At 53.7% G+C, this 14,496-nt stretch carries 11 protein-coding genes; all 11 read right to left on the bottom strand.

Translation table 11 applies throughout. The annotated features are described in order from the left end of the window. Window positions 1-9: 9 nt before the first annotated feature. The 11 genes from RUM_RS04190 to thrC all read right to left on the bottom strand — a co-directional run bounded on the left by RUM_RS04190 (window position 10) and on the right by thrC (window position 14,471). Entirely contained in the window at window positions 10-1,221 is a 1,212-nt protein-coding gene (locus RUM_RS04190) for an AGE family epimerase/isomerase (protein ID WP_242821749.1), read from the bottom strand. After that, window positions 1,200-3,941, bottom strand: a complete 2,742-nt coding sequence (gene secA / locus RUM_RS04185; RefSeq protein ID WP_015557952.1) for a preprotein translocase subunit SecA — start codon at window positions 3,939-3,941, stop codon at window positions 1,200-1,202. The genes RUM_RS04190 and secA overlap by 22 nt, the downstream gene beginning before the upstream one ends. A gap of 128 nt (window positions 3,942-4,069) precedes the next feature. Beyond that, complete coding sequence (nth, locus tag RUM_RS04180; protein WP_015557951.1) at window positions 4,070-4,729, bottom strand: endonuclease III; 660 nt, start codon at window positions 4,727-4,729, stop codon at window positions 4,070-4,072. Between the two features lie 252 nt (window positions 4,730-4,981). Then, window positions 4,982-5,404, bottom strand: coding sequence for a HEAT repeat domain-containing protein (locus RUM_RS12560; protein ID WP_147645558.1), 423 nt, complete (start codon window positions 5,402-5,404; stop codon window positions 4,982-4,984). A gap of 82 nt (window positions 5,405-5,486) precedes the next feature. Beyond that, complete coding sequence (yihA, locus tag RUM_RS04175) at window positions 5,487-6,077, bottom strand: ribosome biogenesis GTP-binding protein YihA/YsxC (RefSeq protein WP_015557949.1); 591 nt, start codon at window positions 6,075-6,077, stop codon at window positions 5,487-5,489. A gap of 10 nt (window positions 6,078-6,087) precedes the next feature. Beyond that, complete coding sequence (lon, locus tag RUM_RS04170; protein ID WP_015557948.1) at window positions 6,088-8,514, bottom strand: endopeptidase La; 2,427 nt, start codon at window positions 8,512-8,514, stop codon at window positions 6,088-6,090. A 339-nt stretch (window positions 8,515-8,853) separates the two neighbouring features. After that, window positions 8,854-10,119: an ATP-dependent Clp protease ATP-binding subunit ClpX gene (gene clpX / locus RUM_RS04165; protein ID WP_015557947.1), complete on the bottom strand. Its 1,266-nt coding sequence runs from the start codon at window positions 10,117-10,119 to the stop codon at window positions 8,854-8,856. Between the two features lie 5 nt (window positions 10,120-10,124). Further along, on the bottom strand, window positions 10,125-10,715 hold the full coding sequence (gene clpP, locus RUM_RS04160; protein WP_015557946.1) for an ATP-dependent Clp endopeptidase proteolytic subunit ClpP: 591 nt from the start codon (window positions 10,713-10,715) through the stop codon (window positions 10,125-10,127). Between the two features lie 113 nt (window positions 10,716-10,828). Further along, entirely contained in the window at window positions 10,829-12,151 is a 1,323-nt protein-coding gene (tig, locus tag RUM_RS04155; protein WP_015557945.1) for a trigger factor, read from the bottom strand. Window positions 12,152-12,281: 130 nt separating this feature from the next. Then, window positions 12,282-12,974, bottom strand: coding sequence for a metallophosphoesterase (locus RUM_RS04150; protein WP_015557944.1), 693 nt, complete (start codon window positions 12,972-12,974; stop codon window positions 12,282-12,284). 3 nt (window positions 12,975-12,977) lie between these two features. Further along, window positions 12,978-14,471 carry a threonine synthase gene (gene thrC / locus RUM_RS04145; protein ID WP_041326261.1) on the bottom strand — a complete coding sequence of 498 codons (1,494 nt, stop codon included), beginning with the start codon at window positions 14,469-14,471 and terminating at the stop codon, window positions 12,978-12,980. Window positions 14,472-14,496 lie beyond the last annotated feature (25 nt).

Genomic DNA, 14,496 nt, shown 5'->3' with positions numbered 1-14,496 from the left:
TTCGTTGCATCAACCCTGCGTCATAGCCCGGATCCTCTGCATCGTTTCCAGGCACATCCGGCTGTTGTGATAGGGGCACTTCCAAGGCCCAGCCATGTCAAACACCTGCATGGGCACGTTGTCAAACGCCACCTCCGCATGCCACTCGCCGCCCTCTCTGCGGTCGATCTGGTATGTACGGATGTACCGCCACAGCTGCTGAGCCGTCCGGAAAAATGCAGGATCACCACTGAGCTGATACGCATTGAGAAATCCCACAACACCCTCAGCTTCCACCCACCAGACACGCTTTTTGTTGATGTTTCCTGCCGCATATTCATCATTCAGCGCACCCTGCTCCAGGGCGCAGGACTGAATTTTTCCGGCGATCCGGACGGCAATCTCCGCAAACGCCGCTGTATATGTTTCATCCTCCAGCACGTCACAGGCACGGGTCAGAAGCCAGCTTGCCTCAATGTCGTGACCGTAGGAATAAACATCCCCGATTTCATTCCACTGTCCGTCAAAGAACACCCGCAGTGCGCACCGCTCCGGATCATAAATCCGGTTCCGGGTCAGATCCAGCAGCCACCGCAGCCGCTGTGCCACCTGCTCCCGTCGGGTCACACGGTAAAGCTCCGTATAAGCCTCCACCAGATGCAGCACCGTGTTCATGGTCTTCACCGCAGACAATCCGTTTTCGGAAAGCGCCTCATTGTCCGCCGGCTGCCAGTCCCGGGTAAATGCCTCCCCGTAGCCGTAGGCATCCGGTGTTTTCTTCTCAATGGTGTCGAACAGCTTTTCTGCAAGCTCCAGGGCGGTCACATCCCCGCTCGCCCGGTAATAGGCGCACAGCCCATATATGCAGAACGCTTGATTGTATGTATGCTTGATGGTGTCGCAGGGCTCCCCCTGTGCCGTGACTGACCAGAACATGCCCCCATATGCTTTGTCGTAGCAGCATGTCCGGAGAAACCGGTAGGCATGTGCTGCATGCTCCAGCAGAGCCGGATCCTGCAATGCAAGATAGGCGCTGGAGTATGCCCAGAGGATCCGGGCATGGAGAATCACACCCTTGGGGGCGTCCGGATACAGCTTCAGCGCCGCATCCATCCTGCCGTAAAATCCCCCTCTTGGGTCAGAAAGCTGATTCCAGAAGGGCAGGATATGCTCTGTCAGCTCCCGCCGGCAGTCCGCAGCCAGCGCCCTTCCCTGTTCGATCATTTCTTCATTCCGCAGCATAATTTATACTTCTTTCCGCTGCCGCAAGGGCAGGGCTCATTGGGGCCGATCTTCTTCTTTGCCGGTGCATTGGAAAAGCTGCCGTCACCGGCGCCTGCATTGGGTGCATCGGGCTTTGCTACCTGCTCACGCTCCGGCACCTGGTTCTGCTGCAGCTGAACGGTCAGCAGCAGGCGAACAGTATCCTCCCGGATGGAGTCGATCATTGCATCGAACATATCCATACCTTCAAACCGATACTCTACAACCGGGTTCTTGTTGCCCATTGCCCGCAGACCGATGCCCCGCTTCAGCTCGTCCATGTCGTCAATGTGCGCCATCCACTTGGTATCCACTACCTTCAGCAGGATCACACGCTCCAGCTCACGAAGCGTCTCTGCACCGTAGTGGGCTTCCCGGTCCGCATATGCCTTCAAGGTGCGCTCCGTCAGGAACTTCTTGATTTCATCCTTGGTGATGGACTCATACTCCTCACCCTCGTATTCCAGATCCCCGTCCACGGTGATCCAGCCCATGAAGTGGTCACGAAGCCCAACCAGGTTCCAGTCTTCCTTGTTGTCGTCGTCGATCAGATACTGATCCACTGTAGAGTCGATCAGCTCCTCCATCATCTTGAGAATATACTCGTGGATATCGTCTCCGTTCAGCACGGTTGCACGCTGCTCGTAGATGATCTCACGCTGCTTGTTCATAACGTCGTCGTAGTTGAGGACATTCTTCCGAATCGCAAAGTTTCTGCCCTCCACCTTCTTCTGGGAGGATTCGATGATCTTGGTGAGCATCCGGCTCTCGATGGGCATGTTCTCCTCTACGTTCAGAGTACGCATCATGTTTTCCAGACGCTCCCCGGCAAATATCCGCATCAGGTCATCCTCTACGGACAGGAAGAAGCAGCTTTCGCCCTCGTCACCCTGACGACCGGAACGTCCGCGAAGCTGATTATCGATCCGGCGGGATTCATGCCGCTCTGTACCCAGAATGTACAATCCCCCTGCTTTCTTGACCTCCACTGCCTTTTCCTTGACCTCGGCACTGAACTTGTCATACAGTTCCTTGTAAACAGCTCTTGCCGCCAGGATCTGCTCATTCTCCGTATCCGCATAGCCCACAGCCTCGTTGATGATATCATCCTCGTAGCCCTGCTTGCGCATTTCTGCCTTTGCCAGAAATTCAGCGTTACCGCCCAACATAATATCCGTACCACGGCCCGCCATGTTGGTTGCAATGGTCACTGCACCCAGCTTGCCTGCCTGTGCCACGATCTCTGCCTCACGGGCATGCTGCTTTGCATTCAGCACATTGTGCTTGATGCCCTTCCGGGTCAGCATCCGGGACAGCAGCTCGGACTTTTCAATGGAAATGGTACCAACCAGCACCGGCTGCCCCTTGGCATGACACTCGCAGACCTGGTCGATGATGGCTTCAAACTTGCCCTTTTCGGTTCTGTAGATCCGATCCTCGTGGTCGATACGCTGTACCGGCTTATTGGTGGGGATGGCAATCACGTCCAGCTTGTAGATTTCCTTGAACTCGTCTTCCTCGGTCATTGCCGTACCGGTCATACCGGACAGCTTGTTGTACAGACGGAAGTAATTCTGGAATGTAATGGTAGCCAGAGTCTTGCTCTCGTTGGCAATCTTCACGCCTTCCTTTGCTTCGATGGCCTGGTGCAGACCGTCATTGAAGCGTCTGCCCAGCATCAGACGGCCGGTGAATTCATCCACGATGATGACTTCTCCGTCCTTGACCACATAGTCGATGTCTGCGTGCATGATGCCGTTTGCCTTCAGTGCCTGGTTGATGTGATGCAGCAGAGTCATATTGTCCGGATCCATCAGATTTTCCACGTTGAAGTACTTCTCTGCCTTCCGGACGCCCCGGCGTGTGATGGTAGCAGTCTTTGCCTTCTCGTCGATGATGTAATCCGCCTCTTCGTTGGCTTCATCCTGATCCAGCTTATCGTCCATTTCCACCACGGTGGTGGCAGTCAGAGTCTTGGCGAATTTGTCCACAACCGTATACAGCTCTGTGGACTTATCCCCTCTGCCGGAAATGATCAGCGGGGTTCTTGCCTCATCGATCAGGATGGAGTCCACCTCATCCACGATGGCAAAATTGTGTCCGCGCTGTACCTTGTCCTTTTTATAAATGACCATGTTATCACGCAGGTAATCAAAGCCCAGCTCATTGTTGGTGCCGTATGTAACGTCGCAGTTGTATGCTTCCCGGCGCTGGTCATTGTTCAGCCCGTGCAGGATGCAGCCAACGGTCAGCCCCATAAAACGATGCACCTTGCCCATTTCCTCGGACTGGGTCTTTGCCAGATAGTCATTGACTGTAATGACATGAACGCCCTCGCCGGACAGCGCATTCAGATAAGATGCAACGCATGCCACCAGGGTCTTACCTTCACCGGTCTTCATCTCGGCGATTCTGCCCTGATGCAGTACGGTGGCACCGATCAGCTGTACAGGGAACGGACGCTTGCCAAGCACACGGTCAGCCGCCTCCCGGACTGCTGCAAATGCCTCCGGAAGAATATCATCCAGGGTCTCGCCGTTGCTCAACCGCTCCCGGAACTTTACAGTCTGTTCCTTCAGCGTTGCATCGGACATGGACTTATATTCATCCTCCAGATCCAGCACCTTGTTCTTGATCGGTTCGATCCGAGCCAGCTCCTTCTTGCTGTAGGAGCCGAAAATGCGTTCAAAAATACCCATTCAATTTTCCGCCTTTACTGTTATATACTTTGGACAGCACGCACTGAATCTGCCGTGCAGACCCCATGCGGTGCTGCCTTAGTTTTCTTTTTTCCGAGTCACAAACACATAACATAAGTTTACAATGCTTACGCCTGTTTGTCAAGCCTTTTTGGGAATTTATCATGAAAATCCGGACACAGATCCTGCAAAGGGCAGCCCTCACATCTGGGATGCCGGGCACGGCAGATTTCTCTGCCGAACAGCACGATCCGGTGGCAGAAATCCGAAGCACGCTCCGGCTCCAATACCTTCCACAGATCCGCCTCCACCTTTGCCGGTTCCTTATGTCGGGTCAGACCAAGCCGTCCGCAAATGCGGATGCAGTGGGTATCCGTCACCACCGCAGGCTTGCCGTACACATCCCCCATCAGCAGATTCGCCGTCTTCCTGCCGATACCCGGCAGGGTCAGCAGATCCTCCATGGTATGGGGCAGCTCGCCGCCGTACACCTCCAGAATCCGCCGGCACATGCCGATGATGCTCTGGGCCTTGGTGTGGTAAAAGCCGCAGGGCCGGATATCCTGCTCCAGCTCCGTCAATTCTGCATTGGCAAACGACTCCAGGGTGGGATACTTTTCAAAGAGGGTTCTTGTGACAATGTTCACCCTGGCATCCGTACACTGGGCAGACAGCCGTGCAGCAATCATCAGCTCGTAGGGCTTCTGATAATGCAGTGCGCAGACAGCATCCGGGTAGACCTGCTCCAGCCGGTCGCATACTGCCCGGGCACACTGTGTTCCGGTCATTTCCTTTCCTCCTTCGATCCAGACAGTACCGCAGAATGTATGCAGTACATTATTAGTATATCACATTTCCGCCTGTCCCGCAAGCCTATTGTGACAATCCTACACAAAGCATTGTAGCGCTATCATGCATATTAGGCAACGCCGTCCAAGCCCTGCACGGTGTTGCATGAATGCGCCGAAGTCGCTGTCACAGTTGAAGATGGATCGGTTAACGCAGGATACGTTGCATGCGTAACAAATCTGATTTGTTAGTTATTCTGATTGAAGCCTACGTTCCGCTGCCTTACGAACATCTTCATGATCATCATGAAGCAGTTCATATATCTTTGATAACGGTGTATTTTGATTTGAAATAGCTGCTTCTCTGACTTGAAAATCTTTATCTCGCAGTAATGTTTCAAGAGTTTCCGTCGATGTGTGTACATTTGCTGCTACACTTTCCCGAACTTCGATATATGGAGAATGGGATAGCCTGTTTAATAAATTGACGTTTGTTAAATGATCCGCAGCATACCAAAGTCTTGCTCTTGTCTTTAATTCTCTGTGAGAGATAGTTTCTCCGAATATTTTTGCAGTATTTGCAATCAATTCTTCTCTGTTATAGTTATCATGTTCATGTCTTACATGATCAAATGAAGATTGCAAGAAATACATCATAAATCGCCCCGTTATCATATCACTTTCCCTCCAAAAAAGCCGCCATCCCAGGTACTTCACACAGCAAAGCGACCTGCTTTTATGAAAAGCAGGTCGCTTCTTAGTCACCTTCTTCTGCAAGCTCGGTGATGATCTGCCGCACCTGCTCCACACCCTCAAAGGTCTGGGAGGAAAACGGAATCACGGTCAGCTCCGAAAAATACGGGATCTCCTGTGCAAACGCCTCCATCCGAGCCTGACGTGCCATCTTTTTCAGCTTGTCCGCCTTGGTGAGGATCACCACAAAGGGCAGCTCCGCCTCCACCAGGTAGTCGATCATGTGCAGATCGTCCGCTGAAGGAGCATGCCGCATATCGATCAGCAGAAAGATCAGCCGGATATCCCGCTCCGAATTCAGATATCCCTCGATCAATCCCGCCCAGCGTTCCTTCTCGGACTTTGCCACCTTTGCATAGCCATAACCGGGCAAATCCACAAAATATACATGCTCCAGCTGATAAAAGTTGATGGTAGCGGTCTTTCCTGGCACGGCACTGACCCGTGCCAGATTTTTTCGATTGAAGATCTTGTTAATGAGTGTGGACTTTCCCACATTGGATCTGCCTGCAAAGGCGATCTCCATCCGGCTGCACGCCGGAATCTGGGAGAAGGATCCGTATGCCGCAGCAAATTCCGCCTTGTTAAACTGCATGCTTGCCTCCTCAGGAATGCACCGGCATCTGACCCGGCTGCTTTCCCTGCTCTGTCTGATTATACACCGTAGATGCCGCCAGATCCGCCGGAACGGATTCCAGAGCTACGGACAGCACGTCCGACATGGTTTCCGCATACACAAAGGTGATGGCATCCCGCACCACCGGATCCACCTCTGTGATATCCGGCTGATTCGCCTTGGGCACGATCACCGTGCGAATGCCTGCCTTGTATGCCGCCATGGTCTTTTCCCGGAGTCCCCCGATGGGCAGCACCTTGCCGTGCAGGGTGATCTCCCCGGTCATTGCCACATCGCTCCGCACCGGAATACCGGACAGTGCAGAAATGACCGCTGTCAGCATGGTAACCCCGGCAGAGGGGCCATCCTTGGGCACTGCCCCCTCCGGTGCATGAATGTGCAGATCCTTTGTCTTGTAGAAATTCGGGTCAATGCCGAACTGTCCAGCCACCAGCCGGGCATAGCTGACAGCCAGCTTGCCGCTTTCCTTCATCACATCTCCCAGAGAACCGGTCAGCTCCACGCTGCCCTTGCCATCCAGCACCAGCACCTCGATCGGCATCAGCACGCCTCCCACGGAAGTCCATGCAAGGCCGTTGACCACGCCCACCTCGTTCCGGTCGCTGTGTACATCCGGCAGGAACTTGTGTACCCCCAGATATTCCTCCAGGTTGTCTGCGGAGAAGATGATCCGCTTTGCAGATCCCTCCACGATCACCTTGGCAGTTTTCCGGCAAAGGGTTGCCACCTGACGCTCCAGATTCCGGACACCGGCTTCCCGGGTGTAGAAATCGATCAGATCATAGAACGCAGAATCCTCCATCTTCATCTGGTTCTGCCGCAGACCATGCTTTTTCAACTGCTTGGGGTAGAGATGCTCCTTGGCAATGTGGAACTGCTCCTCCCGGGTGTAGCTGCTCAGCTCAATGACCTCCATACGATCCAGCAGGGGTGCCGGAATGGTATCGGTGGTATTGGCAGTGGTCACGAACAGCACATGGCTCAGATCAAAGGGCAGCTCAATAAAGTGATCCCGGAAGGTCTTGTTCTGCTCGCTGTCCAGCACCTCCAGCATGGCGGAGGAGGGATCCCCCTTAAAGTCATTGCTCATTTTGTCAATTTCGTCCAGGAGTATCAGGGGATTATTGGTGCCCGCCTGTTTCATGGCATTGATGATCCGGCCGGGCATTGCCCCCACATAGGTCTTACGATGGCCCCGGATATCGGACTCATCCTTAATACCCCCCAGGGATACCCGCACATATTCCCTGCCCAACGCCTTAGCGATGGAACGGCCGATGGAGGTTTTGCCCACACCGGGAGGTCCCACCAGGCACAGAATCTGCCCGGTCACCTCCGGCACAAGGGCGTGTACGGAAATGCTCTCCAGAATACGCTCCTTCACCTTTTTCATGCCGTAGTGATCCTTATCCAGCACTTTAGCCGCCTTTTCGATGTTCAGCTTGGTCTTGGTACTGTGATTCCAGGGCAATTCCAGGCAAGTATCCAGATAATTCCGGATCACAAAGGATTCCTGGGTGTAAGGGGGCATCTTGGTGAGACGCTCCGCCTCCCGCATCAGCTTATTGCGGCATTCCTCGGACAGCTCCAGGGCTTCGATTCGCTCCATGTAGTCATAGGCATCATCCTGCCCGGTTTCGTCCTCCCCCAGCTGGGAGGAGATCACCTTCATCTGCTCCCGCAGGTAGTAATCCCGCTGGCTTTTGTCCACATTTTCCTTGACTTCCTCCTGGATCTGGCGCTCCAGATTCAGAATATCCACTTCCCTGTTCAGGAATCCGTACAGCATGCCCAGCCGGACAAGAATATTGTTCTCCTCCAGCAGCTGCTGTCTGGCAGCAAAGTCCAGATTCATATTATGCGCCACATTGTCAAAGATCTCGTAGGGGTCATCCTGGCACAGCACAGATGCCACCAATTCCTTAGGCATCCGGGGCACCAGCTGGCAGTACTGCTCAAATGCTTCCTTCACGGATCGTGCCAAGGCAGTCAGCTCGGTTTCGTCCACCCTGGCTCTGCCGTAATCCGGCACCTTCCGCACTTGTGCCTGCAAATACTTCCCTTCTGTATCCAGAGTCAGCAGCTTTGCCTTGTCCACACCCTCAATCAGTACCCGCAGCACATTGTCCGGGGTCTTCAGAGTCTGGCGCACCTCGGCGATCACGCCTACTTTATATACATCCTTGGGGCCGGGTTCTTCCGTAAACACATCCCGCTGCGCCACCAGGAACACACGGCGATCCCCATGCAGAGCAGCGTCAATTGCCTTGACGGAAGGATCCCTTGCAATATCAAAATGCATGACCATACCGGGGAATGCCACCAGCCCACGCATTGCGATGGTGGGCAGCCATTCTGTTTTCGGTCTGATCGTCAGCTTTTCATCCGGTTTCATATCTCTATCCAATCTACCGCTGCACCGGTCCAGTCGCCGTTTCCGCACCTGTGCAGGATGTGCGGAAAGTTCCGATCCCTTTGGAATCTACACCTATTATACAGGATTTCGGGGAATAATGCAAGTGAATTGCAGAGGAAAACCGTGTGAAAATTGTGCGAAAATTCCCTCATTCCGACAAAAATCCAATATGGCAAACCAAAATCGGCAGGCTCCGCAGTCTGGCTATGCAACGGGTTTTTGAGCGTCGGGCGACAGCAGTAAAAAAGAATGGCAGGGAGGACCCCCGCCATTCCTTTGGCATTATACACATCAAAATGATACAACGCATTTCACATGTTATGCGGACTCGCCCACAGGCGCACCATCCTGGTTCAGCATCAAAGGCTGCTTATGCTCCTGTACGCAGGCTGCATTCACAATTACCTTGGCGATGCCGCTTTCTGAAGGAGCATCAAACATGCACTGCATCAGGATATCCTCCAGAATCGCACGAAGTCCCCGGGCACCGGTTTTTTGCTCCAGAGCACGCTTGGCAATCGCCTCCAGCGCTTCCGGCTCAATGACCAGTTCAATGTTGTCATAGCCGAACAGCTTGCAGTACTGCTTCACCAGGGCATTTTTCGGCTCGGTAAGGATCCGCACCAGGGACGCCTCATCCAGCTCATCCAGGGCAGTGATGATGGGCAGTCTGCCCACAAGCTCCGGCACCATGCCGAATTTCACCAGATCCTGGGGAATTGCCTTGCGGAAAATGTTTTTGATCTTCGCCTTTTTGGAGATCACATCCGCCCCGAAGCCCAGGGAGGAGGATTGAAGCCGCTTGGAAATGGCACGCTCCAGCCCATCGAAAGCACCGCCGCAGATAAAGAGAATATTCTTGGTATTGATGTGGATAAACTCCTGGTTGGGATGCTTTCTGCCGCCCTGAGGAGGTACGTTGGACACGGTGCCCTCAATGATTTTCAGCAAAGCCTGCTGTACGCCCTCGCCGCTGACATCCCGGGTCAGAGAGGTGTTCTCGGACTTGCGGGCGATCTTGTCGATCTCGTCAATGTAGATGATGCCACGCTCCGCCGCCTCCACATCGTAGTTCGCCGCCTGGATCAGACGCAGCAGTACATTCTCTACATCGTCCCCCACATAGCCGGCTTCGGTGATGGTGGTAGCGTCCGCAATGGCAAAGGGCACGTCCAGGGTTCGTGCCAGGGTCTGTGCCAGGAAGGTTTTGCCCACGCCGGTAGGCCCCAGCAACAGCACGTTGCTCTTTTGCAGCTCCACGTCTTCGCCGTCATCCTGGCTGAAGATCCGCTTGTAGTGGTTGTATACAGAAACGGACAGTGCGACCTTGGCAGCGTCCTGACCAACAACATACTCATCCAGGACTTTTTTGATCTCTGCCGGCTTCAGCAGCTTCATTTCCTTTTCAGCCGACTTTTTCCGGGACTTGCCCTTGCCCTTTGGCCGTGCATCCGCCCCATACAGCAGCTCATAGCAATAGCAGACGCATTCGTCACAGATATTTACATCTCCTGCGGAAAACATGCTCTGTACCTTGTTTTCGCCCTTACCGCAGAAATTGCACTTCTTAAAATTTTCTGGCATTCCGATTACCTCTTTGCAATAACCTTGTCGATGAGTCCATACTCCATCGCCTCGTTGGCGGTCATGAAGTTGTCACGATCCGTATCCCGGCGGATGTCCTCAATGGACTTGCCGGTGTTCTCAGACAGGATCCGGTTCAGGTTTTCCTTGGTGCGCAGCAGGTTCTCTGTGCGGATCTGGATATCGGTTGCCTGGCCGGATAAACCACCGCCGCCGATCAGAGGCTGGTGAATCATGATCTCACTGTTGGGCAGAGCAAAGCGCTTGCCCTTGGCACCGGAGGAAAGCAGGAATGCGCCCATGGACGCGGCAAGACCGATGCAGATGGTAGAAACATCGCACTTGATATACTGCATGGTATCGTAGATGGCAAAGCCCGCACTGACAGAACCGCCGGGACTGTTGATATACAGACTGATATCCTTGTCCGGATCCTGGCTCTCCAGGTACAGCAGCTGTGCCACCACCAGGCTTGCGGTGGTATCGTTTACATCCTCGCTGAGCATAATGATCCGGTCGTTCAGCAGCCGGGAGAAAATATCATAGGAACGCTCTCCCCGGCTGGTTTGTTCTACTACATATGGTACTAAGCTCATTGTTTCTGTCGATGCGCACGGCTGCACGCATCTCTCCTTTCCCGATATTCTGACAAATGATCTATTACCACAATATCCACCCCGATCAATACGAGGTGGATATATGCTTCCGATTATTCAGCAGCTTCTTCTGCCGGCTTTTCTTCTTCGATGGTGTTGTCAACCACAGCGGCTTCCTTCACCAGGTCAGCAGCCTTGCCAACCTTCAGATCCACGATGTAGTCCTCCATGGGGATGCGGCTCTTGATGGCTTCCAGCTCCAGACCGCTCTGTGCAACCAGGGGTGCCAGACCTTCGTTGATCTCCTCCTCGGTCACCTGGATGTTCTCCATCTCTGCGATCTTCTCCAGTGCCAGGCGGAGCTTTACTTCGTTCTGCGCCCGCTCCTCAAAGGTATCCCGGAATGCGTCCATGGTCATGCCGGTGTACTGCAGGTAGATGTCCAGGGACATACCCTGCTGCTGGAGGGACTGCTCGAAGTTCTGGATCAGGGTGTCGATCCGATGCTCGAACATAACATTGGGGATCACAGCCTCGGTGTTCTTGATAAGGGTATCGAACACATAGTTCTCAAATGCGGAAGCCGCAGACTTTTCTGCGTTCTCCTCCATGTGCTTCTTCATATCTGCACGGAATTCCTCAGCAGTATCGAAATCGGAGGTATCCTTTGCAAAATCATCGTCGAACGCAGGCAGCTCCTTGACGCTGATGCTGTTGATCTTGATCTTGAAGGTTGCAGGCTTGCCAGCCAGATCCGGCATCTGATACTCTTCCGGGAAGGTCACATTGATCTCGAATTCCTCGCCGATGCTGTGACCAACCAGCTGATCCTCAAAGCCCGGAATGAACTGACCGCTGCCGATGGTCAGCGGGAAGCCTTCGCCCTTGCCGCCGTCAAATGCTACACCATCGATGAAGCCCTCAAAGTCCATGTTGACCTCGTCACCGTTCTGAACCGGACGGTCATCCACGGAAACGATTCTCGCATTTCTCTGACGCAGCACATCGATCTGTGCGTTGATCTCATCGTCAGTAACATCCTTGACCTTTTTCGGAGCCTTTATGCCCTTATACTCCGGAACGGTAACCTCCGGCTTGGTAATGCAGGTTGCCTTGATGACAATGCCGTTTTCCTTGCTGATGGATGTTACCTCAACCTTGGGTCTGTCCACCAGAACCAGCTTGGTTTCCTCGATGGCATTGCCCAGCTCAGGGCCCAGCAGGCTGTTGATGGCATCCTCATAGAACACGCCCTCGCCGTAGATCTTCTCTACCATTTTCCGGGGAGCCTTGCCCTTCCGGAAGCCCTGCAGAGTAATATTCTTCTTCTGCTTCTGGTAGGTCTTCTCCACTGCGTCCTCAAACACGTCAGCGGAAATCTCAAAGGTAAGTTCCTGTGTATTTACGTCAATTTTCTCGGATGATTTCAAACTCATTCTTTTCGTCCTCCAATTTTTCATGTATCCGTATGCGCAGGGCAATACGGCTAAATCGCACTTTTATATTATAACATATCTGCCCGCCCTTTGGCTAGTAAAAAACAAGAGTTCTACATATTGCACAAATTTAAAAGATAAATTCCGGTCGAAATCCCAAATAATCGCTGGACACCATATGAAAATCGATGCCGTCCCGCTCTCCGGTAATGGCATACCGGTGACTATAACCGTGAATATGCCCGTAGTAGCACCGGGTAATGTGGTGTCGGTACAGCACATCCAGAATGTCATAGTTGCAGTTGCTGCCAAACATGGGGGGATAGTGCAGGAACACCACCGGCTCCAGTCCAGCTTGTTCCGCAGAGCAAATGGAAACCTCCAGCCGCTGCACCTCCCGTGCCAGTACCTTGGCACTCTGCTCCTGTTCGTTGCCGATATTCACCCACCCCCGGGAGCCGCAGATGCCGTACTTGCCATAGGGGTAGTGGTTGTTGTGGAGAATGTGCAGGGTATCCAGACCGTTTGCCTCCAGGAATTCCTCCATTTTCTTCATGGAGTTCCACCAGTAGTCGTGGTTCCCCTTCAGCAGGATCTTCTGCCCGGGCAGATCCTGTATAAACTGAAAATCCGCCAGTGCCTCCGGCAGGGTCATGCCCCAGGAGGTATCCCCGGGCAGCACCACCGTATCCTCCGGCGAGATCAGCTCCCGCCAGTTCTGCTCCAGCAGCTCCATATGGTTTTCCCAGCCGCTGAATACATTCATAGGCTTGCTGGGCACCCCCAGGGACAAATGCAGATCCCCGATGGTAAACAGGCTCATGGATCAAAGGCCCAGCTGCCGCAGCACGTAATCCTTCATATCCGTGCGGGCAATGGAATCGGTAAACCGCTCCGACTTGTTTTTCAGCTGTGCCAGAGCTGCCGGGATCTCCAGCTTGGAGCGCTCCGCCAGGGTATCGATCATGGCATACTCATCCAGTGTGGAGGGCGCACCCTCCAGAGCCTCCAGCACGCTGGCGCTGAATTTGTAGGGGCTTGCAGTGGAAGCGATCAGAGTCTTGGTGGTATCCCCGGTCTTTTCCTTGTATTCCTTGTACACCTTCACTGCCACTGCGGTATGGGTATCGCAGGTGTAGGAATACTTCTCGTAGATCTCGTGAATGGTCTTCTTGGTGTCCGCATCGTCGCAGAAGCCGGCGCAGAAATCCGCCTGGAGTGCCTGCTTGACTGCATCCGTTACCGTATAGGTGCCCTCCTTTGCCAGCGCACCGAACCACTCCCGGATCTGGGTGTCGTCCTCTCCGGCGAGCAGGTACAGCAGCCGCTCCAGATTGCTGGAAATGAGAATATCCATGGAGGGAGAGCAGGTTGCAAAGAATTCCCGGTTCCGGTTGTACACGCCGGTGTTTATGAAGTCGGTCAGCACCTTGTTGATGTTGGAAGCGCAAATCAGCTTCTTTATCGGCAGACCCATCTTCTTCGCATAGTAAGCGGCCAGGATATTGCCGAAGTTGCCGGTGGGCACCACCACGTTGATGGGATCCCCGAAGTTGATCTCCCCGTCCGCTGCCAGGGTTGCATATGCGGAAATATAGTATACGATCTGAGGCAGGAGCCGTCCCCAGTTGATGGAGTTGGCACTGGAGAACATCAGGCCAGCCTGATCCAACTGCTGCTTGACTTGTGGATCCGTAAAAATCGCCTTGACCCCGTTCTGGCAATCGTCAAAGTTGCCCTTGATGGCGCATACACCCACGTTGCCGCCCTCCTGGGTGCGCATCTGCCGCTTCTGCATGGGGCTGACGCCCTCCTCCGGGTAAAACACCAGGATCTCGGTGCCGGGCACATCCTTGAAACCGTCCAGTGCAGCCTTCCCCGTATCACCGGAGGTTGCCACCAGGATTACGATCTTCTTGTTCAGCGCCTTCTTCTTTACAGCAGTGGTCAGGAAATAGGGCAGCACCTGCAGCGCCATATCCTTGAAGGCACAGGTGGGGCCATGCCACAGCTCCAGCATATAGGTGCCGTCAAACAGGTGACTGATCTCGGCAATGGCATCGGTTTCAAATGCCTTGGTGTTATATGCGCTGTCGGTGCAGTGGTGGATCTCCGCCTCAGTAAAATCCGTCAGATACTTTGCAAAAATGTACGCTGCTCTGTCCGCATACCGCATTGTGGACAGCTGCCTGATCTCGTCCATGGTAATGGACGGGATCTCGGAGGGGACAAACAAACCGCCGTCAGCGGAAATACCCTGGGAAATGGCGGTTGCACTGTCTACTGCCAGTGCGCTGTTTCTGGTACTTTTATAAAACATGATGATCTCGTGACGCCGAAGCGCC

Source organism: Ruminococcus champanellensis 18P13 = JCM 17042 (genome assembly GCF_000210095.1).
Lineage (GTDB): Bacteria > Bacillota > Clostridia > Oscillospirales > Ruminococcaceae > Ruminococcus_F > Ruminococcus_F champanellensis.
This window is presented reverse-complemented; position numbering and strand designations above follow the sequence as displayed.

What these genes read in the sequence shown, in the direction of transcription:
- clpX (WP_015557947.1), bottom strand. Translation starts at nt 10,119, where the DNA reads ATGCCAGAAAATTTTAAGAAGTGCAATTTCTGCGGTAAGGGCGAAAAC.
- tig (WP_015557945.1), bottom strand. Translation starts at nt 12,151, where the DNA reads ATGAGTTTGAAATCATCCGAGAAAATTGACGTAAATACACAGGAACTT.
- yihA (WP_015557949.1), bottom strand. Translation starts at nt 6,077, where the DNA reads ATGCAGTTTAACAAGGCGGAATTTGCTGCGGCATACGGATCCTTCTCC.
- nth (WP_015557951.1), bottom strand. Translation starts at nt 4,729, where the DNA reads ATGACCGGAACACAGTGTGCCCGGGCAGTATGCGACCGGCTGGAGCAG.
- clpP (WP_015557946.1), bottom strand. Translation starts at nt 10,715, where the DNA reads ATGAGCTTAGTACCATATGTAGTAGAACAAACCAGCCGGGGAGAGCGT.
- RUM_RS04190 (WP_242821749.1), bottom strand. Translation starts at nt 1,221, where the DNA reads ATGCTGCGGAATGAAGAAATGATCGAACAGGGAAGGGCGCTGGCTGCG.
- thrC (WP_041326261.1), bottom strand. Translation starts at nt 14,471, where the DNA reads ATGTTTTATAAAAGTACCAGAAACAGCGCACTGGCAGTAGACAGTGCA.
- secA (WP_015557952.1), bottom strand. Translation starts at nt 3,941, where the DNA reads ATGGGTATTTTTGAACGCATTTTCGGCTCCTACAGCAAGAAGGAGCTG.
- RUM_RS04150 (WP_015557944.1), bottom strand. Translation starts at nt 12,974, where the DNA reads ATGAGCCTGTTTACCATCGGGGATCTGCATTTGTCCCTGGGGGTGCCC.
- RUM_RS12560 (WP_147645558.1), bottom strand. Translation starts at nt 5,404, where the DNA reads ATGATAACGGGGCGATTTATGATGTATTTCTTGCAATCTTCATTTGAT.
- lon (WP_015557948.1), bottom strand. Translation starts at nt 8,514, where the DNA reads ATGAAACCGGATGAAAAGCTGACGATCAGACCGAAAACAGAATGGCTG.